We start from the raw sequence: 21932 nt of genomic DNA, 5'->3' as shown, positions 1-21932 counted from the left end.
TTAAGCCTAGTTTTTAATTGAATGCATCATATTAAAGTACTTCCTAAATCTTTCTTTTTAAATGGAGATGTTACAGCCATCTCGCAAAATTTATTGGGTAAAATATTGGTGACAAATATAAATAATCAAATCACAATTGGAAAAATAGTGGAGACAGAAGCTTATCATGGGTCTAAAGATAAAGCTTGTCACGCATATCTCCATCGAAATACAAAAAGAACTTCAGTGATGTTTAAAGATGGGGGACGAAGTTATGTCTATTTATGCTATGGGATTCATTTTCTGTTCAATGTAGTGACACATGGAGAAGGGGAACCAAATGCAGTATTGATCCGATCACTGGAACCTATAGATGGACTGCCCATAATGAAACAAAGAAGACAAATGGACAATCCAAAAACCCTATGCAATGGCCCCGGAAAACTGGCTCAAGCTATGGGAATAGATAAAGTAGTAAATGATACCGTACTCTATGAAAAAAATTCTCCAATATGGATAGGTGATGTAGGTACAGGGGAGGACTTTGAGACAGTGACCACTACACGGATAGGAGTGGATTATGCCGAAGAAGATGCTCTTTTGCCATGGAGATATTATATTAAAGGAAATTCTTATATCAGCAAAAAATGAAAGTAGCTATTATAGCTCCAGGCAGAAATGTGGCTGTCTGGAAAAAAATCATAGAACAGCATAACCAAATGGTCCAGGTAGAAATATATCCGGACATATCCCATCGTGATGATATAGAAATGGTCATGTTATGGCAACATCCTTCTGGCATACTTAAAGATTTTAAAAACCTAAAATTTATAAGCTCTATGGGGGCAGGGGTTGACCATATATTGAAAGATCCGGATGTTTCCTCAGATATACCTATTACCAGGGTCAAAGATGACCAACTTACGTTTTCCATGACAAATTATGTAATCATGGGCATACTGAATCACCATAGAAGGTTAAACCATTTTGCAGACAATAAAAAAAATAAAAACTGGGATATGACTATGCCTGAAGTTGATGTAAAAATCGGTGTAATGGGCGTAGGTGAACTAGGAGGAGATGTCCTGGATAAGTTAAAATATATGGGCTTCAGAGTGGCTGGCTATGGCTATAGTAAAAAAGCGTCCATACCCTATCCATACTATTATGGGGATCAATTGGCTGATTTTCTGAGGCAAGTAAATGTAGTGGTATGTCTATTGCCACTTACGCCGAAGACGGAAGGCATAATGGACAATAAATTTTTTGAGCAATGCCAGACAGGGACATATATCATAAATGTCGCCAGGGGCAAACACCTTGTAGAAGAAGACTTAATGGAAGCGTTGGTTAGCGGTAAGATATCGGGGGCGTTACTCGATGTATACAGAAAAGAACCACTACCTGAAACGCATCCTTTTTGGGAACATCCCGCTATTATGATGACCCCCCATATAGCCAGCGTGACTAACCCAGAAGCGGCTGCCCCTCAAATAGCAGAAAACTGCAGCCGCTTTTTGGCCAATAAACCTCTCAACAATATAATTGACAGAAATAAAGGATATTAATATAAAATACATTTATGAGTACTTTTAAAATTTTATGCCCTACTGATTTTTCGGAATGCTCGTTAAATGCAATAGAGTACGCTGCTAAATTAGGAGAAAAGTTTAACGCTAAGCTGACATTATTCCATGTACCTAATCCAGAAGATTACCAGAAGCTGTTTTCCAGAAATCAGGTATCTATAGACCTATTGACATTTGCGCAAAAAAAACTTGACAGTTTAGTTGAAGAAGTCAAAACAGAGAGTATTCCTAAGGGACTGCAATCTTGTGATGGTATTATCATTGAGGGAAAAACTAGCAGTACCATATTGGATTATGCTGAGGCAAACCATATTGACCTCATCATCATGGGTACGGAAGGTGTAAACGATTTCAAGAAAAACTATATAGGAACACGGACCAGTAAAGTAGTTTCTAAATCAAATATTGATGTAATGGTCATTCCAAGAAAAGTATTTTTTAAGCCAATAAAAAAATATGTCTATGCCACAAATTATATGGAAGAAGATAAGCAAGCCATTCAAAAAGTGGTAAAAATGGCAAACTTTTATGACAGTGAAATAGACATTGTACATGTAGGGACAAAAAAGAAATCTATAGATAGAGCCCTGCATCATACCATGGTTACAGAAATCACTCCATTCATAAATTATGACAAAGTGAACTTTATACTGAAATCATACAGAGATGATCCAGGATTAGGTCTGGAAAATTATCTGATTACATCTAAAGGTGATATGCTGATTACTTTGAGCAAAAAAAAGAGCTGGTTCGACCAACTCTTTACCAATAATTTATCCAAGAAAATGTCTTATTTCATTAATAAACCATTATTTATAATAAAATCTATATAGATGATTAATGACGCTTCCTTTTGAACACAAAGTCCATAAATTCCCTACGAGTAGCTTTATCAGTGAATACATTTTTCAAGGTTTCAAAATAAGATGTAACTGTAAGAGGCGTATCATTGATTTCTTCTTGGGGTATCATGGGTTCTTTATCTATTGCTGGAAGTTTCTCTTTACGAGGTTCATAACCTGCTAGTTCATCAGCTTTACGTAAGCTTTCCTGCGCACGGTTTTTATATCCAAGCTTTTCTTCGACAATGCCCTTATTATTATAGGAGACAGCATCTTCAGGATCTATCGACACTGCTCTTTCATAATCTGCAATAGCCCCTTCTAAATCTCCAATTCGGTCTTTGAAATATGCCCGGCTTGAATACCGATACGGGTTTGACCCATCCAATTCTATAGCGTAATCAAATGCGCGAAGGGCTTCATCGTTTTTTTTCAATAAATGTAACACCACAGCCCTGTCACTAATAAAGTTAGTATTCTGCGCATCGATATTTATCAATGCATCAAAATCCGTTAATGCTTCTTCTAAACGGCCGAGTCTGGATAATATCCTTCCCCTATACAATAAAAAGTCTGTTTCTGTAGGCTTATTGGCCAAAAGATTATTGAGAATATCCAAGGCTTCCTGGAACTTGCCTTCCTTATAATATATAATTGCTTTATCGAAATCGTTCACAACAAATTGTAGGTTTGTTAATAATACAAAAATAAGCCCTGTAAAGTTTAAAATTGTTATTTACCATCAGGAATATAAATTTTATTAAACATTAAAATTTATATATTTGGGGACAAATTTGATTCCATGCCCACTAGACCCGATGAAGTATTAAAAGATTTAAAGGCTGGTAAATATGCACCTGTATATTTCCTACAGGGGGAAGAGCCTTTTTTTATAGATCAGATAGTAGATTTCATAGAAAAGAATGCCATTCCTGATCATGAAAAGGGGTTTAACCAGGTAATGATGTATGGAAAAGATGCTTCTATGAGTGCCGTACTGACAAATGCCAAACGGTTTCCCATGATGGCGGACAGACAGCTGGTTATAGTAAAAGAAGCCCAGGCAATTCCAGACCTTGGAAAAGAAGCTGGTGACAGCTTACTAAGTGCTTACATCCAAAATCCACTGCCTAGTACCATTCTGGTTTTTTCTCATAAGTACAAAACTTTGGATGGGCGCAAACCACTGGCAAAAGAACTGGATAAGAAAGCTATATTGGTAAAATCTGACAAGGTGCCGGAATATAAATTATCTCCATGGATTACGGATTATTTAAAATCAAAAGGCTTTGGCATTAATGTAAAGGCGGCTCAGGTAATAGCTGAATCCATCGGAAATAACCTCGAGGTCCTGACCAATGAAGTAGATAAGATGCTGATCAACTTCTCTGAGCCAGTAGAAATCACCACCCAGCATATTCAGCAGTTTATAGGAATCAATAAAGAATATAATAATTTTGAATTGACCAAGGCCATTAGTTTCAGAGACATACTTAAAGCTAATACCATTATCAATCACTTTGCCCAAAATCCAAAAAACAATCCACTTATACCCATCATTGCTTTATTATATTTACATTTTAGCAGAATACTGATGGTACATGGAAATAAAGGAGAACCTGATTCAGTATTGGCATCTAAACTTAAAGTAAACCCCTACTTTGTCAAAGAGTATATCATCGCTGCCAAAAATTATCCCTTAGGCAAGGTTATTGATAACGTGGGATATCTAAAAGAGGCAGATCTTCGTTCTAAAGGCATCGATACCGGCGGAATGGAGGATGCTGAAATCCTGAAAGAACTGGTATTTAAAATCACCCATTAAAAACATAAATTTCTGTTTAATATTAGAATGAAGAAATCTTCACTGATACTGTTAGCCTGCATATCCATGTACCAGGCTAATGCCCAGTCAACCTTATATCAGAATAGCATAGATAAAAAGTTTGATGACGGACTAGAGCTTTTCCATAAAAACCAATTTAGCGCTTCCAAATTTCATTTTGAGCATTTAAAAAGCAGACTACTGGCTGACAACCAGCAGGTGGAATCTGAATTTTATCATGCTGTATCCGCTTTAAAACTTGACAATCCAGACGGTCCCAGCAGACTTATTGATTTCACAGGTAGAAATCCGGATCATCCCATGGCAAATGAAGCGGGGTATGTTTTAGGAAACTACCATTTTGAAAATAGGGACTATAGATCAGCTATTACCAGTTTTAACAGGGTAAACAGAGGGCAGGTAGATGATGAACAGCTGGCAGATATCCTTTTTAAAACTGGATATTCTTTCTTTCAGCTTAAGGATTATAAAAATGCCAGTTCCTATTTTGAACAGGTAAAACGCATGCGTAGTGATTATACCCCTGACGCCTATTATTATTCAGGGTATGTGGCTATGGAAACCGGGAATTTTGATAAAGCCATAGCGGACTTTAGAGAAGCTGATAAAACCAGGTTTTATGCTGATAAAGTACCTTATATGCTTTCTAGCTTGTATTACCGCCAGGGTTATTATGCTGAATTAATAGCATATGCAGGCCCTATAGTAGAGACACGAGGAACCCTGGACCGTAAGGAAGAGATATATCTTTTACTGGCTGAAGCATATTTTGAAAAAAGGAATTTTCCCGAAGCAGCCCGGTTTTATGATGCTTTTTCAGCTGCCCGAAAGGGCACTATGAGTCGGGATCAAAAATATAAAGCAGGCGTAGCACAATTTGAAGTGACCAATTATGATAAAGCTACAAATTATTTTAAAGAGGTAGCCCTTGAAAATGATAGATTGGGTCAGGTATCCAGTTATTATTTGGGACATTCATATTTAAAGGTTAATAACCCTCAGTTCGCAGTAAACAGTTTCAGTGCAGCTTATAAGAGTGACCATGATGACAGGATAAAGGAAGAAGCCCTATTCAATTATGCAAAAGTAAGCTTGGAAAGAGGGGTATTTCAGGATGCTGTAATGGCACTTGACAATTATTTGGACAATTACCCAAGAGGTTCTCATGTGAGAGAAGTAGAAGAGCTGCTGAGTGATGCTTTAGTCAATACAAATAACTATTTGAGGGCTATTGAGCATATAGAAAAGCTGCCTAGAAAATCTGATAGAATAAAAAGTGCCTATCAAAAAGTAGCTTATTATCAAGGAATCACTTATTATAATGATTCTAAATTTAATCCGGCCATTAATTATTTTACCAAATCTCAGAGTTATCCTATGGATAGAGAACTGGTTCACCAAGCTGATTTTTGGAAAGGGGAGTCCTATGCTGCTCAGAACAAACTACCGGAAGCTATCAAAGCATATGAAGCGGTAGTGTCCAGCGCCAGAGGCAGTGATCCAGCATTGGTAAAGACACATTACGGACTTGGATATGCTTATTTTAATACCCAGCAATATGACAAAGCCGAGCGCCAGTTTAGAAGTTTTGTAGATAAAGTTAACCAAAATGCAGAAAGGGAGAACTATGAAGATGCCCTGGTACGTCTAGGTGATACCTATTATGTACAAAAAAAGCAGGCTGATGCCCAGTCTACCTATCAGCGGGCTATACAGGAGCGCAGTCGCTATAGTGATTATGCCCATTTCAGGTCAGGAGTGGTATTGAACTTTCAAAACAGAAATGCAGAAGCAATCAGAGAGCTAAATCAGGTAATCGAAAGGTATGCCAACAGTAATCATTTGGATGATGCTATCTTTCAGAAAGCTCAGATCAACATGGAAGAAACGAGGTACAACGATGCGGTAGAAGGTTTTACCCGTCTGATAAATACCAGGCCAAACAGTCCTTTCATCCCATATGCACTAGAAGGACGGGCGGTGGCTAATTATTCCCTGAAAAATTACGACAATACCATAAATGATTATAAGAAGATATTGGACACCTACCCAAATTCTGCTAATGCGGATGCTGCTTTAGTTGGTCTGCAGGAAGCACTGGCTCTTCAGGGCAGATCAGGTGAGTTTTCGCAGCAGCTCGGAAAATACAGGGCTTCCAATCCTGATAATAAAAGTCTACAAAACGTAGAATTTGAGGCCGCTAAAAATCTCTTTTTCAGCCAATCCTTCAAAGAATCTATAAGAGCATTTGAAGATTATTTGAGAAATTATCCCACAAGTGCTCAAAGCGGTGAAGCTAAATACTTTATAGGGGACGCTTATTTAAGACTCGGGGACAGAGACAGTGCTTTGCGGACTTTCTACGATTTAGAAAAATCAGCCACCTCTGTTCAGAAAGTACGCGCTATCCAAAAGATAGGTGAAATCGAATTTGACAGAAATAATTACCAAAGAGCTATCCCTTATCTTATTACATCTGCTAAGAATGCACGAAATAAAATAGAGGAATATGAAGCTTTCAGACGGCTAATGTCTTCCTACTATGAAACAGAAAAATATGATTCTGCCAATCATTATGCAGACAGGGTGATTTCTTTAGGTAATGTGACTGCTGAAGCCACCAGTCTGGCCAAACTTTTAAAAGCAAAGTCTTTTAAAAAGAAAGGGGATAAAACCAGGTCTGATGACATGCTGATGGAACTGGTAAATGAAGCCAGAAACGCGCAGGGTGCAGAAGCCCTTTATCTCTTAGCTTTGAGTTTTCATGAGAGGGGTAATTTTACACAGTCCAATGAAACGATTTTCGATTTCTCTTCACCATTTGGTGCGTATGATTACTGGTACGGAAGGAGTTTTCTCTTACTGGCTGACAATTACCTGAAAATGGGTGAAAAATTCCAGGCCAAAGCTACTTTAGAATCTGTAGTAGAAAGATCTGCCAACGAGGAAATCAAAAATGAAGCTAGGAAAAAACTAGCGGCAATCAATTAATTTTATTTAAGGTATACATTTTAAGTTGAAATGAATAAAAGACTTGTTTTTATATTTCTATTTCTGATCAATCAGATTTCTTCAACTCTGGCCCAAGATACGCGCGGGGAAGTAAAAGATCAGGAATTTGTCATCCGAAAGGACCGTGTGCTTACCCTGCCGCCTCAGCCCAGGAACTTTATGCGTACACCTGCGCTACCTGAAAGTCAGGGTGTGGGTAGACTGAACTATCAGGTGCAGCCTTTCTTTCTAAGCCTGCCTCCCGTGGAGACCAATACTCAACCATACCAGAGAAGATTTGATAATTTAAAACCTGAATTATACCATAGTTATGCTAAAGTAGGATATGGAAATTATAACTCCCCATTGGCTGAAATTTATATAAACAATGTAGAAAGTGATTATAGGAACTTTGGTGCTTATATTCATCATCAGGGATTTTACAATGGCCCAGTAGATGGATCAAACTCTGCCGAAGACCATACAAATATCCGGTTTGATGGAAGTATGTTTATGGAAGGCATGGAAGTATATGGTAAAGTAGGGTATGATAGAGATAAATATCATTTCTATGGCTATACCCCTGGACTTGAAGTAAACAGAGATACGATAGGACAGATCTTTCATACCCTATATGGAAACGCAGGAATCCGAAACATCAATCAGACACAGTCTTTTAATTATGATGGAAATCTTTCATTGAGACTATTTAATGATAATCTTATCGCTAGGGAACATGAACTGGGCTTAAATGCGAAAATGGGATTCCGGGCAAACGATAACCTACGCGCTGAGGTGAAAACTGATGGTTATATAACTTCGCCCTCTGACCTGTTTTATAATAATATAAACAGAAACTATTTGAGAATTAACCCATTTGTGGAATATATTCGCGAAGGCTTAAGGGCAAGGGCAGGTGCAAATATGGTTTTTGAAAATGATATTACTGCCAATAAAAATTCGGATTTCCATATATTCCCAAACATACATGCATCATATAACTTCACAGAGGAACTGGGGATTTTTATAGGTTTGGAAGGAGATGTGATGAGGAATACATATTATGATTTTGCTATGGAAAACCCATGGTTAGGTCCCAGTACCCAACTACTGAATACTATCCAAAGCTATCAGGCCAGCGCGGGAGTAAGGGGTAATATCAATGATGAATTCACCTATACTGCCGGTATTAAATTTGGTCAGTTTAGAAACATGCATTTTTATGGAAATAATCAAATGGATAGTACCAGGTTCGAATTGATGTATGATGACCAAACTGAAGTTTTGAATTTCAATCTAGGGGCGGGATGGAAGTATGAAAATTGGTACCGGTTACAACTTTCTGCTGACTACTTTCAATACAATTTATCTAACTTAAACGGTGCATGGCACCGGCCGGAATGGGAATTAAAAATAAACAATACATTTACCCCGACCGATAAATGGTTTATCTCGGCAAATGTGAATGCCATGGGCGGCATAAGGGCTATTAATTTGCAATCCGGAAGTACTGCAAATTTAAAACCTTTGGTAGATGTAAGTACTAGAGTGGATTATGCGTTTCATGATAGATTTTCAGTATTCATGATGGGAAATAATTTATTAAATCAGAACTATCAAAGGTATTGGAACTATAGGGTCCGTGGGATCCAGGGCATTGGAGGTGTAACATTTAAGTTTTAGGTCGCCGGTGATATGTAAATATGAACTGCAATATTGGCTAATTAAAGCTTTTGTCTTAGCTTCGTAGATTAATTAGCATGTACTTATTATTCAAAAATGGCTTATAAAGATAATCAGGACAAACATTCAAAAACCGACGAAGACAAAGATTATGGCCTTCCCAAGGTGGAAATAGTACCTCTTTCCTCCAGAAGTCCTCAATCTGTGTCTGAGAACGATAATAAACCTGATTTGGTTAAACCCAAAACAATTATAGCTGACGAAGAATCTGTAAGTTCTAATGAACCCATCATTCATGAAACTGTAAAGTCTAAACCTGCTTTCAAGGCACAGCCTTCTTTGGAAGCCAGGGAAAAACAATCTAACTATCGAGTATGGATTATTTTAAGCCTGGTTTTATTGCTGATATTTGCAGGTATATTTTGGTATTGGAATAATATCGCAGAACAGGACACGCGTCAACCTGAGCCTATCACTACTCCAATAGAACCGGAAAAAGTTCTGGAGCCAGAAATAGTAGAAGATGATGCTGAAACAGTGGAAGAGGTACCTGAAACTTTTACTTTGACCACGATAAAATCTAGGGCAGCTGCACCACGTTATTTTGTCGTTGTAGGAAGCTTTATAGACGAAGATATGGCCTTAGATTATTCCAATAAATTAAATAGACAGCAAAAAAACACTTATTTGGTATATCCATATGGAGAAATAGCATATTATAGATTAGCCATCGGGGAGTATGAATCACTCGTACAGGCTGTAGAAGTGCTTGAAGCACATCAGGAAAATTATAAAGAAAATTTATGGGTATTGAAATATTAATATGATCTTATTACAGACTTTAACTACAGACAGCCCAATAGCTGTCGACACCTTGGCTACTGCAGAATCTCCTAATTCCGCCATTGGTCTTTTAGACCTATTAATTGCCGGCGGGTACATGATGATTCCATTATACTTATTGTTCATTTTAGCTATATTCATTTTTGTTGAGCGGCTTATTACTTTGCGTAAAGCAGCGAAAACACCTAAAGGACTAATAGACCAGGTTAAAATGATGGTGCAGGGCGGAGATATACCTCGGGCCAAAATGGTTTGCCAGGGAGAAAATACCCCGGTGGCGAATATGATATCCAAAGGACTTGACAGAATAGGTAGTCCATTAAAAAATATTGAAGTAGCTATAGAAAATGTAGGTAAAATAGAAATCTATAAACTTGAAAAGAATTTGGGATTATTAGCGACCGTTTCTGGAGCTGCGCCTATGATTGGTTTTTTGGGAACTGTGGCAGGTATGATACGGGCCTTTATAGGAGTAGCCCAGGAAGAGGGAATGGTGTCACCAAAACTTTTATCTACAGGTATCTACGAAGCTATGATCACAACCGCTACAGGTTTAGTGGTAGGTATCATAGCGTACCTTGGTTATAATTATCTGGTGGGCCAGGTTTCTAAGCTGATCCATAGCATGGAATATACGACTATAGAATTTATTGACCTTCTGCAGGAGAAATAATATGGCATTACAATCAAAAAATAAAATAGAAGCATCATTTAGTATGTCCTCCATGACAGACATCATATTTCTGTTGCTAATATTTTTCATGTTGACCTCATCATTTATTACTCCGTCCGGATTACCGGTTAACCTGCCCAGCAGTGAAACTTCCGATATTGTCATGCAGGAAGTAACGGTTACGGTTACAAAGGACCTTCGATTTTCTGTTAATGACAGAATAGTTAGCCGTAATGAAATTAAAAACGAACTTTCGGCGTTATTGCAAGAAAAGAAGGGACAGGTAGTACTCCACATTGATAAAGAGGTTCCTGTAGAATATTTAGTGGAAATAGGAGGGATAGCTGCTTCATTGGAAGCGAATGTTTCTATAGCTACCACTCCTTATAAATAAGTATAATATGGCTTACTGGGAAGTAAACAAAGAAGAGGCAGACAGCAATAAAAAGGCATTGGCCATCACCATCATCACAAATGTGCTCATACTTGTGGCCATGTATTTTATTGTGGTATGGAAACCGGCCATTCCACCTATTCCTCAGTTTGGGTTAGAATTAAATCTGGGTTTCACAGAAGTAGGAAGTGGCAATACCCAGACCACAGCTCCTCCTTCTCAGGCAGAGGTAGTACAGCAGGAAGCTCCTGCTCCAGGTGATCCCGCTCCTCAGCCTACTGCTACAGCAGCACCTGTAGCGCAGCCTGAAACCAAGACTGCTAAACCTGCTCCAAGTAAATCGAAGACTACTTATGAAACCCAGTCAAAAGCTCCTAGTCCTCTAAAGGGAGGAGAAAAACCCACTGAAGTCAAAAAAGAAAGTACTGCCACAGCTAAACCTTCCACTCCCGTAACAGAACCTTCTAAAAGCGAGGCAGAGAAAACTGCCCAGAAAGCGGAAGAAAAGCCAAAGGTTGATCCTAGGGCCATATTTGGTGCCGGAGGAACCGCCGGTTCAGGTCAACAGCCTACAGCAGGAAGTAATCAAGGATCATCTTCGACCCCCGGAGACGAAGGCAAACCCCAAGGAACTGTGGACGGAAGGTCCATTATGCAATCCGGTCAGGGGAATGCAGGACCGGGAGGGGGATATGCCCTTGACTTGGCAGGATGGGATTTTGCATCTAAACCTAATATTAGGGATAATGTCTCATCCAGAAATGGTCGAATTGTTTTTAAAATAACTGTAGACGATAACGGCAGAATAGTCCAGGCGATTCCATTGGAATATAATGTACCTAATGAAGTGCTTGCTTATTACCGTACAGTGGTAAACCAGCTTACCTTTAAAAGGCAAAGTGGAAATCCTTCTGCAGATTACTCCACAGGTAAAATTACTTTCGTAATCAGAGTAGATTAATCAATGACTTATCAGGAAACATTGGACTATCTGTTCAATGCACTGCCAATGTTCCAGAGAATAGGAGCTTCTGCATATAAAACAGATCTGAATAATACGCTGGCACTATGTGAGGAGCTAGGTAATCCACACCTCAAATTTAAATCCATACATATAGCAGGCACCAATGGAAAAGGAAGCACTTCTCATTCCTTGGCTGCTATCTTACAGTCAGCAGGATATAAGGTAGGTCTGTATACATCTCCACATTTAAAATCATTTAGAGAACGTATCAAAATAAATGGACAGGATATAACCGAACAGGCTGTCATACATTTTGTCCAAAGCAATAAAAGTTATATTGATTCACTTCAGCCCAGTTTTTTTGAAATGACCGTAGGCATGGCTTTTTCGTATTTCGCTGAAGAAGCCGTAGATATCGCGGTAGTGGAAGTAGGTATGGGAGGGAGGCTGGATAGTACTAATATTCTGAAACCTTTACTTTCTATAATCACCAATATAGGAATGGACCATATGCAGTTTTTGGGAGATACACTTCCAAAAATAGCAGCAGAAAAAGCAGGAATAATAAAATCAAACACACCTGTAATCATCTCCCAAAGGCAAGCTGAAACTACAGAAGTATTTACCCAACTAGCACAACAACGAAATGCAGAAATCACTTTTGCTGAAAGATCGTATACTATTAAACATCAGGGGAATATAAAAAGTGGATTATGTGAATACCTAGTGAATGGAAAAATAATTTTAATGGATTTGGCAGGAAAATACCAAGAAAAAAACCTGGCAGGTATCCTTACTGCAGTGGATAAACTAAGATCATTGGGTATTCATATACCCCTTAAAGCACTTCATTATGGACTGGCAAACGTAACATCACTCACTGGACTCAAAGGAAGATGGCAGAAATTGAATGATCAACCTCTAGCTTATTGTGATACAGGACATAATATAGATGGTATAGCCTATATCATTTCACAAATCCAAACTTATTCATTCAATCAACTATACTGCGTCATTGGAATGGTGCAGGATAAGGATGTGGATGCGATACTGAATTTGTTTCCAAAAGATGCAGCTTACATTTTTTGTCAACCTTCTATACCAAGGGCCATGCCAGCCCATGAACTGGCATCAAAAGCTCTCGATATGGGTATAAGAGGTGAAATCATTTCTGACGTTAATAAGGCCTACCAGTCGGCATTGGATAAGGCAGGTAAAAATGATTTTATATTTATTGGAGGAAGTACATTTGTAGTCGCAGATTTAGATATTATATAGCATGGGAAGGAATAAGCTCGTAAGGTTTAAACAAAACGAGGAAAGTAAAAATGTAATCCAAGAAGGCAAACCACTTTTTGAAAAGATTAAGGGAAATTGGAATGCTTTACAATTTGAAAATGATCATCCTATTGTGGTTGAACTGGCCTGCGGCAGGGGGGAATTTACCGTAGGGTTAGCAAGGGAAAATGCAGCCCATAATTTTATCGGTATTGATATTAAAGGTTCCAGAATCTGGAAAGGTAGCACGATAGCAGCAACTGAAAAACTAGAAAACGTTGCATTTTTAAGGACTCAAATTGAGCAGTTGGAAAAGTATTTTGGGGAGTCAGAAATCCATGAGCTGTGGATTACCTTTCCTGATCCTCGACCTAGGGATGGTGATGAAAAAAAGAGATTGACATCGCCGCGGTTTTTAGAAATGTATAAACCACTATTGGATAAGGGAGGAATCATCCATCTAAAAACTGACAATACAGGTTTATTTGAATATACCCTCGAGGTTTTGAACCTACGAAAAGATCTGGAAGGGCTAGAATGGACCTTTGATTTTTATGCTTCCGAATATCAAAGGGAACATTTAGGAATCAAAACCAGATATGAAAAAATATTTTCCGATAAAGGTGAAAAAATAAAATATTTGAGATTCAGGTTTAAAAAGGATTAATAACTTCATTCTCATTTCCTATGACAATCGATCACCTGTCTATCATACCTAAATATAATATATAAGCGCCTGAACTTATGGGTACAGGCGCTATATATCTTCAGGCAAATTTATTTGGCATTTACATATATAAAGCAAATGGGAAAGTCATAATTTCCGCAGATAAATATAGCCTGATGCGGTAGGCTATTTAATCTTCCACTTCCAATAATTCCAAAATATCAGCAAGTCCATCAAAATCTTTAAAACCTGGTTTGATTTCATTCCCACCTTTAAGGGATATGCCTTTGACTAGGCTTTCATTTAGTAGTCGTTGGACACTTTCCTGATCAATATCAAACCCTACCAGAACATCACAGAAACGTGATACTTGATCAATTTTTTTTATAACATTCAGATCTAACGTTAATTCGTCAGAATCTATCAATAACGTAACACCTCCTTCTTTTAGGGATTTGGCTATGCCGATATAATAATCAAAATCAACTATATTATTAAGCTTGGTCTTCCAGATCAAACTATAAGAAGTATTCATAAGTAATTGAATATGAGACTCTTCTTCTATTTGAATAAAAGTAAAACCTTCATAGTCTTTCAAGGTGGTTAAAATTCTTTCGGGATGCGTACTTTGAAATTCAGCGACAAATTCTACCCCTGAAATCCAATCCGTGATTTCTTTAAATTTTTGGGGTGTTACATGATTTTCGTTTTGCTCTTCCAAGCTGAATCCCATAATATTTACATACATTCCAGCACAATATCTGGCATCGCTTAAATTGTTGACATTGCTGATCTTGACGAATGTTTTTAAAGCCATTTCCTTTATCTTATATTTAGTGAATCAATATCAAAGATAACCAGAATTAGATTTTTTGCCATGTAGAATTTCAATTTATTGAAATGCAGTTGGATATTATAATTTAAATGGGAATGAATGTTTTCAAATTGGTATATAGCTTGAACAGAATTTTTTAATTAAATTATGGTTAGAAGAAGGGATATTAATTTACTTATTTCTGGCTTTTATAGTTTTACTTCTGTCAGCTAACAGATGACGTGCCTTTCGAAATGGGTGTAGATTTCCAGGCAATGCGGCAGGGCCTGACATGAAAATCTATGTTATTGGAGAGTAATTATTTTTTTATTGACACATTTGAAAATACCTCATATATATTTCTGATACCATCGTTTCTTCAATCAAAAACGAAACTGGATTAGAAGTGTATTGGGTATAAAAAAAGAAATCATATCATAGTAAAGATTGGGAATATCACTGTACTTAATAATACAATTAAATGTGTATTCAATTTCCCGAAGAATGTACAGGAATGTATTTGCGGTAATTTATGTAAAAACAGATGAACCAATGCTAGGTGAAGAAATAAAATATGAGATATTTGCTAAGGATATAGGTTTAATAGAAACCTTCCATGAAAAAATCACCTATTGCATGATGAATAACTGCTTTGGGGAACAAAGGATTGAATCAGCCCGTTTAGAGCATGTAAAGTTGCTTAAATATGAAAAAAATTAAATTTACTGCGGTTTTGATGATGTGCATGAGTCTGGCTCATCTTACCATGGGCCAGGATAGATATGCTATCCAATATAAATATAAACCTCAAAATACCTATTCATTAGATGATCCTGGCAAATTTTTAAGTCAAAAAACCGTCGATAGGAGGATTAAAGAAAACAGCCCCATAGATAGTACTGACCTACCAGTTTCGGAAAAATATTCCAACAAAATAATGGAATATGTGGAGCAGGTCCAGTATCAGAGTAAATGGTTAAATTCTTCGGTAGTGATAGCCACAGAAGCCCAGATAGAGGAAATAGGTCAGTTTCCATTTGTTGAAAAAATAGAACTGGTGGCAAGAGGTTTTTATGATTCGAGTCATTCAGCCAAAAAAGAATCCAAACCATTCCCATTCAGATTTAACTTTTTAAAAAAATCAGTGAGTGCGTATGAGTTTCAAAATGAGCTTTTGGGCATTCCAGCTATGCATAAAGAAGGCTATACCGGAGATGGAATCAGTATAGCCATATTTGATGGCGGCTTCTTATATGCAGATAAAATTCCTGCGATTAAGCATTTATTTGATAATGAGAAAATTATAGCTACAAGAGATTTTGTTTTGCCACATTCTGGTACTGTTTTTCGTTCGGATACACACGGTACAGGTGCACTATCATTAATAGGATCTAATGAGATGGCCTCACTGGTGGCTGGTGCCTATGATGCTGATTTTATACTTTGTATTACAGAAGATGTCAGATCTGAATACCGGGTAGAAGAATACAATTGGGTGAGAGCAGCTGAATTTGCGGATAGTTTAGGAGTGGATATAATCAACAGCTCATTAGGCTATAATGTGTTTAATGATCCACAGATGAATTATTCAAAAGATGCACTAGATGGTAAAACAGCTATCATTACCAAAGGAGCTGCTATGGCAGCAGAAAAGGGTATTTTGGTGGTAACGAGTGCTGGAAATGAAGGCTCCGGAAATTGGAGAACTATTACTGCGCCATCGGACGCGGAAGGTATATTATCTGTGGGAGCCATTACCAATAGTATGAGGAAATCTAGTTTTAGTTCCGTAGGGCCTACAGCTGATGGCCGCATTAAGCCAGAGGTTACTACTTTGGGAAGTAGCGTATCTTTATGGCGCACGCCCAGTGGAGTAGGGACAGCTAGCGGAACATCTTTTTCGGCGCCTCAGGTAGCGGCCATGGCTGCTGGCCTATGGCAGTCTAAACCAGCCCTTACCCGGAAAGAATTATTGAACCTAATTCTCAATACCGCAAGTCAGGCAGAAACACCCGATAATGATTTCGGGTACGGCATCCCCAATTTTTCCAGTGCCTATCATGGATTGTCATCAGATACCAATGACCACCATACGGATGATTATATTTTGGATCCCGAGGAAACAATAAAATAGCCATATATTCTGCACATGAGCATCTTGTATTTTATCGGCTTTTCATAGTTATATTTGCCCTATGTCTCTAAAATCATTTTAATGTCTTAATCCATATTTTATTTTAAAGACTGCGTTTTTTTACATAACTTAAATTTATTCACCAAACAGACCATGAGTATATTAATAGCGCCCTCAGTATTGGCAGCAGACTTTGCCAACCTCCAGCAGGAAGTAGAAATGTTGAATAAATCCGATGCGGACTATATTCATGTAGACATTATGGATGGTGTTTTTGTCCCCAATATATCTTTTGGCCTCCCTGTAACAGAGGCTATAAAACGGCATGCGCTTAAACCGCTGGATGTACATTTGATGATCATAAATCCTGACCAATATTTAGAGGCCTTCAAAAACGCAGGAGCTGCTATCATATCAGTACATGTGGAAGCATGTAACCACCTGCACCGTACTTTACAGGCGATAAAAGACTTGGGGTGCCAGGCTGGTGTAGCTATTAATCCACATACTTCTATAGAAACTATCAGGAATGTGATACAAGATATTGATATGGTATGCATCATGTCTGTGAATCCCGGATTTGGGGGGCAAAAATTTATAGAACATACCTATACTAAAATTAAGGATTTGAAAAAAATGATATCCGAGACTGGTGCAAATACAAAAATAGAAATAGACGGCGGGGTAAATGCTAATAATGCCCAAATGCTTAAAGATGCAGGTGCAGATGTGTTGGTAGCAGGTAATTTTGTCTTTTCAGCAGCAGATCCTAAGCAGGTTATAGCAGATTTAAAAGTATTAAAATAATCATAATAATAATGGTTTAAATGTTTTTTAAGGGGTTTTAACATTTAAAATGGCTCATTTTTTGTACAATTTCTTGTTATACTGCCAAGAATCTGTTTAATTGAATTTTGAAACCTTAAATCTAAACTAAATTATAAAATATGAAGCGATTATTTGTCTTAGCCATTATGATGGCCGGTCTATTAAACCTTAATGCTATTGCACAGGAAACTGCAGCCCCTTCTGATGAGATTACAGAAGAAGAGTTGGAAAAATTTGCTATGATGGAAGACTCTGTTATGTCATTTTACGAATCAAAAAATGCTGAGCTTGTAGATATGATCAAAAACAATGAAGCTATCGATGGAGCAGGCAGATACAATGAAATAAAAGCTGCTTGGGGAAACGAAGAGAAAATGGAAGCCGCTAATATCACTGCTGAAGAGCAGGCAGCATACCAGGAAATATTGGATTTTACAGAATCTTTAGCCGATGAAGTAAGAACTCTGAAAACAGATCTTATTATGGACAAAGATTTCTTGGGAGCTTCCACTTATAACAAAATCAATAAAGCTATGAAGGAAGATCCAGCTGTAAAAGAAAGAGTGGACAGTAAAATAGCTGAATTGAAAGACCAAAGAGAGAATGATAATGAATTAGCCGATGGCGTTGGCAGATAATTGAATTATTATCATTTTAAAAAGCCTTCCAAATAATTGGAAGGCTTTTTTGTTTTATATTTATCGCCAATAAGAGACTTTAGATCTCGTTATACCCTTACGATGAAAAATATTTACATTTCCCAAACAGTCCTATTTTGTATTATCCTGATAGGGATATCCCACACCAGTTTGGCCCAAGGCGATATATTCGGAATAGATACCAAAGCTAGAAATCCAAAAAGCTCCAGTGCAATAGGCAATTTTACGCGTAATGTGCTTAGCAGCATCAGTTTTAATGTTTCTGCAGGCATGTCCTATCACACCTATCAAATGGATTTCTTAAGTAATAATGTAAGTAGTTATCCTATATCATATCTGTCAGCAGATGGTGCAGGTTTGCCATTTGAGCCCGAGGGAGCCACGTCCTTCAAGGGAAGTGATTTTGCTGTACCTATCAATGCGGGTGTGACCATAGATCTATTTGGCTTTGCTACGATAGGGGGAGGGTATGGGCGTGAGTTTGGAAGAATAGGTCCTGCAGATTTTCAGGATTATTCTTTTGCATTTGAAGGGGGAGCTTACACTTTTGACAAACTTTATGGTTCATTTGGACTGATCCTGTATGATGCCAGAAGGCGGGCTAAAGTGCTCAATTGGCAGTATAGAAACTATTCAGGGAACAATACCTATATGCAGGCAGAAAAAAAGCTAAGGCTTAGGCAAAATTACCCTTGGCGGTTTATTTTGGAAGGTGAAGCAGGTAAAATCTTGATCAGGAATTCTTTTGATTTTCATCTTACCTCCGATGAGCCATTTTATGGAATAGGTTTAAAAATAGAAAGAGAGCTGTCCGAATATGCGAAGGTTTATTTAAAACCTAATTTTGAAAGGAGAACTTTTGGATATGACCGCCCTGATCTCCCAGAATTGCAGGTCATGAACCAGCACCTGTTTACATTAAATGCCGGCTTCTCCATAAGAATGCCAGGTAATAAAAGATGCAAAGTAGCAGGATGCGGTGTGAAAATGAGACACATACATGACGGGGTGGAATATAGGGGAAGTTCGATCTGGAACATGCAGAACCGTAAGGTAGGTCAATGGTGACATTATTGTCATAAAATAGGTTAAATCCTATTTATTTACTGTTTTAAAAGCCTATTCTTTTTCTTATCTTGCAACCTTATATTGAGAAATTATAATTATGGCTCAAGGAGAAAACGAGAACATTATACCGATTAACATTGAAGAGGAAATGCGTGGGGCATACATCGATTATTCGATGTCCGTTATTGTTTCCCGAGCATTGCCAGATGTCCGAGATGGATTAAAACCAGTTCACCGCCGCATCCTTTACGGTATGCAGGAACTAGGAGTAGCACATAACAAACCATATAAAAAATCAGCCAGAATAGTAGGGGAAGTACTTGGTAAATATCACCCGCATGGTGACTCCGCTGTATATGAAACCATGGTTCGAATGGCCCAGCACTGGTCCCTGAGATATCCATTGGTAGACCCTCAGGGTAACTTTGGGTCTGTAGATGGTGATTCACCGGCTGCGATGCGTTATACCGAAGCCAGATTGAAGCGGATAGCGGAAGAGCTATTAGTAGATATCAATAAGGAAACGGTAGATTTCCAGCTTAACTTTGATGACTCTTTAAAAGAGCCTTCCGTATTACCGGCCAAAATCCCTAACCTTCTACTAAATGGTGCTTCCGGTATAGCTGTAGGTATGGCTACTAATATGGCTCCCCATAATCTGGGAGAAGTAGTAGATGGTATCATAGCTTATATAGATAACCGGGATATAACCATAGCAGAACTGATGGAGCATATCATAGCGCCAGATTTTCCTACAGGTGGTATTATCTATGGTTATAACGGCGTCAAAAATGCCTTTGAAACAGGTAGAGGCCGTGTAGTAATGAGAGGTAAAGCTTCTGTAGAAACGAAGGATTCGGGCCGCGAGATGATCGTCATCACTGAGATCCCATATATGGTCAATAAAGCAGGTATGGTAGAAAAAACCGCCCAGCTTATCAACGAAAAGAAACTAGAAGGAATCTCCGCCATCAGAGATGAATCAGACCGTCAGGGGATGCGCATTGTGTATGAACTGAAAAAAGATGCCATTTCAAATGTAGTATTAAACAATCTTTATAAATATACCGGGCTTCAAACTTCATTCAGTGTCAATAATGTGGCACTGGTCAAAGGAAGACCTCATACACTGAATCTGAAAGACCTCATCATACACTATGTCAACCATAGACATGAAGTGGTAGTCCGCAGGACAGAATATGAACTGAGAGAAGCGGAAAAAAGAGCCCATATCCTACAGGGATATCTTATAGCGCTCGATCACCTGGATGAGGTGATCACACTGATTAGAAGCTCTAAAGATCCCGAAACAGCCCGTACCGGGTTGATGGAGAGATTCGAGTTAAGTGAACTTCAGGCTAGGGCCATTTTGGATATGAGACTTCAGCGGCTTACCGGTATGGAGCGTGAAAAGATCCAGAATGAATATGATGAACTCATGAAACTTATCGAAGAGCTAAAAGAAATTTTGGCCAATGAAGATAAAAGAATGCAGATCATCAAAGATGAACTGCAAGAAATGAAGTCCCGCTATGCTGATGACAGAAGAACGACCATTGAGCATGATGCTGAAGACTTTAGTTATGAAGATATGATTCCTAATGAGGAGGTAATCATTACCGTTTCTCATCAAGGGTATATTAAAAGAACCGTACTTACCGAATATAGAACCCAATCCAGAGGAGGGGTGGGAGCTAGAGGGGTTTCTACTAAGCAGGATGATTTTACCGAATACCTCTTCACAGCCTCAACTCATAATTATCTGTTGATCTTTACTGATAAGGGAAAACTTTTCTGGTTAAAGACTTATGCCATTCCGGAAGGCGGAAAGACTTCCAAAGGAAGACCGATACAGAATCTTATCAATATTGAAAGTGATGATAAAATTAGATCGATCATTCAGGTAGCAGATCTGGGGAATGAGGACTATATTAATAATAATTTCCTGGTGATGGTGACCAAGCAGGGGATAATCAAAAAAACTACCCTTGAGCAGTACTCCCGTCCGAGAACCAATGGTATCATTGCCCTTAATATAAGGGAGGATGATCAGCTGATCAATGTGGAGATGACCAATGGGGATACACATATTATAATAGCAGCTAAATCTGGTAGAGCCATTCATTTTCATGAATCTACTGTAAGACCTATGGGACGAACCGCTACAGGTGTAAAAGCGATGAAACTGGCGGATGAGAATGATTATGTGGTTGGCATGGTTTGTGCTTTACGCGAAGACGCGACCCTATTGGTTGTTTCTGAGAAAGGATACGGCAAAAGATCTGCACTTGATGCCTACCGCATAACCAATAGAGGAGGCAAAGGGGTGAAGGCCATGAATGTAACTGAAAAGACTGGTAGTCTTGTAGCCATTAAAGAGGTAGTAGATTCTGATGATTTAATGATTATTAACAAATCTGGAATTACAATCCGAACTCCTGTAGCTGATCTTCGTGTTATGGGTAGAGCCACACAAGGCGTCAGGCTTATTAAGTTAAGTGAAACTGATGAAATATCTTCCATAGAGAAAATAGAAAAAATAGATATAGAAGAAATATTGGAAGAAACACTTCCAGCGGATCAAGCAAGTATATCTACAGAGGAAGTTAATGACAACCTTGAAGATGGTTCAACAGATGAAAATCAAATAGATAAACCTAATAATTTAGAATAAATAGAA

At 38.1% G+C, this 21932-nt stretch carries 20 protein-coding genes; 18 read left to right on the top strand and 2 right to left on the bottom strand.

The annotated features are described in order from the left end of the window. The first annotated feature begins 21 nt into the window (after window positions 1-21). Genes EL17_RS08760 through EL17_RS08750 form a run of 3 tightly spaced genes read left to right on the top strand, consistent with a single transcriptional unit; the run spans window position 22 to window position 2401 of the window. Window positions 22-630, top strand: coding sequence for a DNA-3-methyladenine glycosylase (locus EL17_RS08760; RefSeq protein WP_035072725.1), 609 nt, complete (start codon window positions 22-24; stop codon window positions 628-630). Then, window positions 627-1547, top strand: coding sequence for a 2-hydroxyacid dehydrogenase (locus EL17_RS08755; RefSeq protein WP_035072723.1), 921 nt, complete (start codon window positions 627-629; stop codon window positions 1545-1547). The genes EL17_RS08760 and EL17_RS08755 overlap by 4 nt, the downstream gene beginning before the upstream one ends. Before the next feature lie 14 nt (window positions 1548-1561). Beyond that, on the top strand, window positions 1562-2401 hold the full coding sequence (locus EL17_RS08750; RefSeq protein WP_035072721.1) for a universal stress protein: 840 nt from the start codon (window positions 1562-1564) through the stop codon (window positions 2399-2401). Between the two features lie 4 nt (window positions 2402-2405). Here EL17_RS08750 and EL17_RS08745 read toward each other — a convergent pair whose 3' ends face one another. Next, window positions 2406-3086, bottom strand: a complete 681-nt coding sequence (locus tag EL17_RS08745; RefSeq protein WP_035072719.1) for a tetratricopeptide repeat protein — start codon at window positions 3084-3086, stop codon at window positions 2406-2408. A 126-nt stretch (window positions 3087-3212) separates the two neighbouring features. On the opposite strand from EL17_RS08745, the gene holA reads away from it, so the two are divergent. The 9 genes from holA to trmB all read left to right on the top strand — a co-directional run bounded on the left by holA (window position 3213) and on the right by trmB (window position 13749). Next, window positions 3213-4235, top strand: a complete 1023-nt coding sequence (gene holA / locus EL17_RS08740; RefSeq protein ID WP_035072717.1) for a DNA polymerase III subunit delta — start codon at window positions 3213-3215, stop codon at window positions 4233-4235. Between the two features lie 27 nt (window positions 4236-4262). Beyond that, the gene (locus EL17_RS08735) at window positions 4263-7247 is read left to right on the top strand and encodes a tetratricopeptide repeat protein (protein ID WP_035072715.1); all 2985 of its coding nucleotides are present in this window, start codon (window positions 4263-4265) and stop codon (window positions 7245-7247) included. A 30-nt stretch (window positions 7248-7277) separates the two neighbouring features. After that, window positions 7278-8930: a TonB-dependent receptor gene (locus tag EL17_RS08730; RefSeq protein ID WP_035072713.1), complete on the top strand. Its 1653-nt coding sequence runs from the start codon at window positions 7278-7280 to the stop codon at window positions 8928-8930. 96 nt (window positions 8931-9026) lie between these two features. Then, the gene (locus EL17_RS08725; protein ID WP_035072710.1) at window positions 9027-9752 is read left to right on the top strand and encodes an SPOR domain-containing protein; all 726 of its coding nucleotides are present in this window, start codon (window positions 9027-9029) and stop codon (window positions 9750-9752) included. Between the two features lies 1 nt (window position 9753). Then, on the top strand, window positions 9754-10446 hold the full coding sequence (locus EL17_RS08720; protein ID WP_035072708.1) for a MotA/TolQ/ExbB proton channel family protein: 693 nt from the start codon (window positions 9754-9756) through the stop codon (window positions 10444-10446). 1 nt (window position 10447) lies between these two features. Further along, window positions 10448-10840, top strand: coding sequence for an ExbD/TolR family protein (locus EL17_RS08715; RefSeq protein ID WP_035072706.1), 393 nt, complete (start codon window positions 10448-10450; stop codon window positions 10838-10840). A gap of 7 nt (window positions 10841-10847) precedes the next feature. Beyond that, the gene (locus EL17_RS08710; RefSeq protein WP_035072705.1) at window positions 10848-11801 is read left to right on the top strand and encodes a hypothetical protein; all 954 of its coding nucleotides are present in this window, start codon (window positions 10848-10850) and stop codon (window positions 11799-11801) included. Window positions 11802-11804: 3 nt separating this feature from the next. Then, entirely contained in the window at window positions 11805-13082 is a 1278-nt protein-coding gene (locus EL17_RS08705) for a bifunctional folylpolyglutamate synthase/dihydrofolate synthase (RefSeq protein ID WP_035072703.1), read from the top strand. A 1-nt stretch (window position 13083) separates the two neighbouring features. Continuing rightward, complete coding sequence (gene trmB, locus EL17_RS08700; protein WP_035072701.1) at window positions 13084-13749, top strand: tRNA (guanosine(46)-N7)-methyltransferase TrmB; 666 nt, start codon at window positions 13084-13086, stop codon at window positions 13747-13749. 190 nt (window positions 13750-13939) lie between these two features. On the opposite strand, the gene EL17_RS08695 is transcribed toward trmB, so the two are convergent. Further along, a complete protein-coding gene (locus EL17_RS08695) occupies window positions 13940-14566 on the bottom strand; it encodes a beta/alpha barrel domain-containing protein (protein WP_035072699.1) in 627 nt (208 codons plus the stop codon). A 480-nt stretch (window positions 14567-15046) separates the two neighbouring features. On the opposite strand from EL17_RS08695, the gene EL17_RS08690 reads away from it, so the two are divergent. The 6 genes from EL17_RS08690 (at window position 15047) to gyrA (ending at window position 21926) form a co-directional block, all read left to right on the top strand. Continuing rightward, a complete protein-coding gene (locus EL17_RS08690; RefSeq protein WP_164675012.1) occupies window positions 15047-15283 on the top strand; it encodes a hypothetical protein in 237 nt (78 codons plus the stop codon). Next, complete coding sequence (locus EL17_RS08685) at window positions 15270-16697, top strand: S8 family peptidase (protein ID WP_051719893.1); 1428 nt, start codon at window positions 15270-15272, stop codon at window positions 16695-16697. The genes EL17_RS08690 and EL17_RS08685 overlap by 14 nt, the downstream gene beginning before the upstream one ends. Before the next feature lie 153 nt (window positions 16698-16850). Further along, the gene (gene rpe, locus EL17_RS08680) at window positions 16851-17504 is read left to right on the top strand and encodes a ribulose-phosphate 3-epimerase (protein WP_035072695.1); all 654 of its coding nucleotides are present in this window, start codon (window positions 16851-16853) and stop codon (window positions 17502-17504) included. A 140-nt stretch (window positions 17505-17644) separates the two neighbouring features. Further along, window positions 17645-18163, top strand: a complete 519-nt coding sequence (locus EL17_RS08675; RefSeq protein ID WP_035072693.1) for a hypothetical protein — start codon at window positions 17645-17647, stop codon at window positions 18161-18163. 102 nt (window positions 18164-18265) lie between these two features. Next, complete coding sequence (locus EL17_RS08670) at window positions 18266-19252, top strand: hypothetical protein (protein WP_051719892.1); 987 nt, start codon at window positions 18266-18268, stop codon at window positions 19250-19252. Window positions 19253-19349: 97 nt separating this feature from the next. Beyond that, the gene (gene gyrA, locus EL17_RS08665) at window positions 19350-21926 is read left to right on the top strand and encodes a DNA gyrase subunit A (protein WP_035072691.1); all 2577 of its coding nucleotides are present in this window, start codon (window positions 19350-19352) and stop codon (window positions 21924-21926) included. The last annotated feature ends 6 nt before the right edge of the window (window positions 21927-21932 follow it).

Origin of the sequence: Anditalea andensis, from assembly GCF_000714815.1 — a bacterium.
GTDB classification, from domain to species: Bacteria; Bacteroidota; Bacteroidia; order Cytophagales; family Cyclobacteriaceae; genus Anditalea; species Anditalea andensis.
The sequence above is the reverse complement of the archived record's forward strand: the minus strand, read 5'-3'. Positions and strand labels throughout refer to the sequence as shown.

Excerpts from the sequence above, each read along its gene's own strand:
- EL17_RS08685 (WP_051719893.1), top strand. The coding sequence starts at position 15,270 with ATGAAAAAAATTAAATTTACTGCGGTTTTGATGATGTGCATGAGTCTG.
- EL17_RS08670 (WP_051719892.1), top strand. The coding sequence starts at position 18,266 with ATGAAAAATATTTACATTTCCCAAACAGTCCTATTTTGTATTATCCTG.
- EL17_RS08695 (WP_035072699.1), bottom strand. The coding sequence starts at position 14,566 with ATGGCTTTAAAAACATTCGTCAAGATCAGCAATGTCAACAATTTAAGC.
- EL17_RS08675 (WP_035072693.1), top strand. The coding sequence starts at position 17,645 with ATGAAGCGATTATTTGTCTTAGCCATTATGATGGCCGGTCTATTAAAC.
- trmB (WP_035072701.1), top strand. The coding sequence starts at position 13,084 with ATGGGAAGGAATAAGCTCGTAAGGTTTAAACAAAACGAGGAAAGTAAA.
- holA (WP_035072717.1), top strand. The coding sequence starts at position 3,213 with ATGCCCACTAGACCCGATGAAGTATTAAAAGATTTAAAGGCTGGTAAA.
- EL17_RS08730 (WP_035072713.1), top strand. The coding sequence starts at position 7,278 with ATGAATAAAAGACTTGTTTTTATATTTCTATTTCTGATCAATCAGATT.
- rpe (WP_035072695.1), top strand. The coding sequence starts at position 16,851 with ATGAGTATATTAATAGCGCCCTCAGTATTGGCAGCAGACTTTGCCAAC.
- EL17_RS08760 (WP_035072725.1), top strand. The coding sequence starts at position 22 with ATGCATCATATTAAAGTACTTCCTAAATCTTTCTTTTTAAATGGAGAT.
- EL17_RS08710 (WP_035072705.1), top strand. The coding sequence starts at position 10,848 with ATGGCTTACTGGGAAGTAAACAAAGAAGAGGCAGACAGCAATAAAAAG.
- EL17_RS08720 (WP_035072708.1), top strand. The coding sequence starts at position 9,754 with ATGATCTTATTACAGACTTTAACTACAGACAGCCCAATAGCTGTCGAC.
- EL17_RS08715 (WP_035072706.1), top strand. The coding sequence starts at position 10,448 with ATGGCATTACAATCAAAAAATAAAATAGAAGCATCATTTAGTATGTCC.
- EL17_RS08705 (WP_035072703.1), top strand. The coding sequence starts at position 11,805 with ATGACTTATCAGGAAACATTGGACTATCTGTTCAATGCACTGCCAATG.
- EL17_RS08725 (WP_035072710.1), top strand. The coding sequence starts at position 9,027 with ATGGCTTATAAAGATAATCAGGACAAACATTCAAAAACCGACGAAGAC.
- gyrA (WP_035072691.1), top strand. The coding sequence starts at position 19,350 with ATGGCTCAAGGAGAAAACGAGAACATTATACCGATTAACATTGAAGAG.
- EL17_RS08755 (WP_035072723.1), top strand. The coding sequence starts at position 627 with ATGAAAGTAGCTATTATAGCTCCAGGCAGAAATGTGGCTGTCTGGAAA.
- EL17_RS08750 (WP_035072721.1), top strand. The coding sequence starts at position 1,562 with ATGAGTACTTTTAAAATTTTATGCCCTACTGATTTTTCGGAATGCTCG.
- EL17_RS08735 (WP_035072715.1), top strand. The coding sequence starts at position 4,263 with ATGAAGAAATCTTCACTGATACTGTTAGCCTGCATATCCATGTACCAG.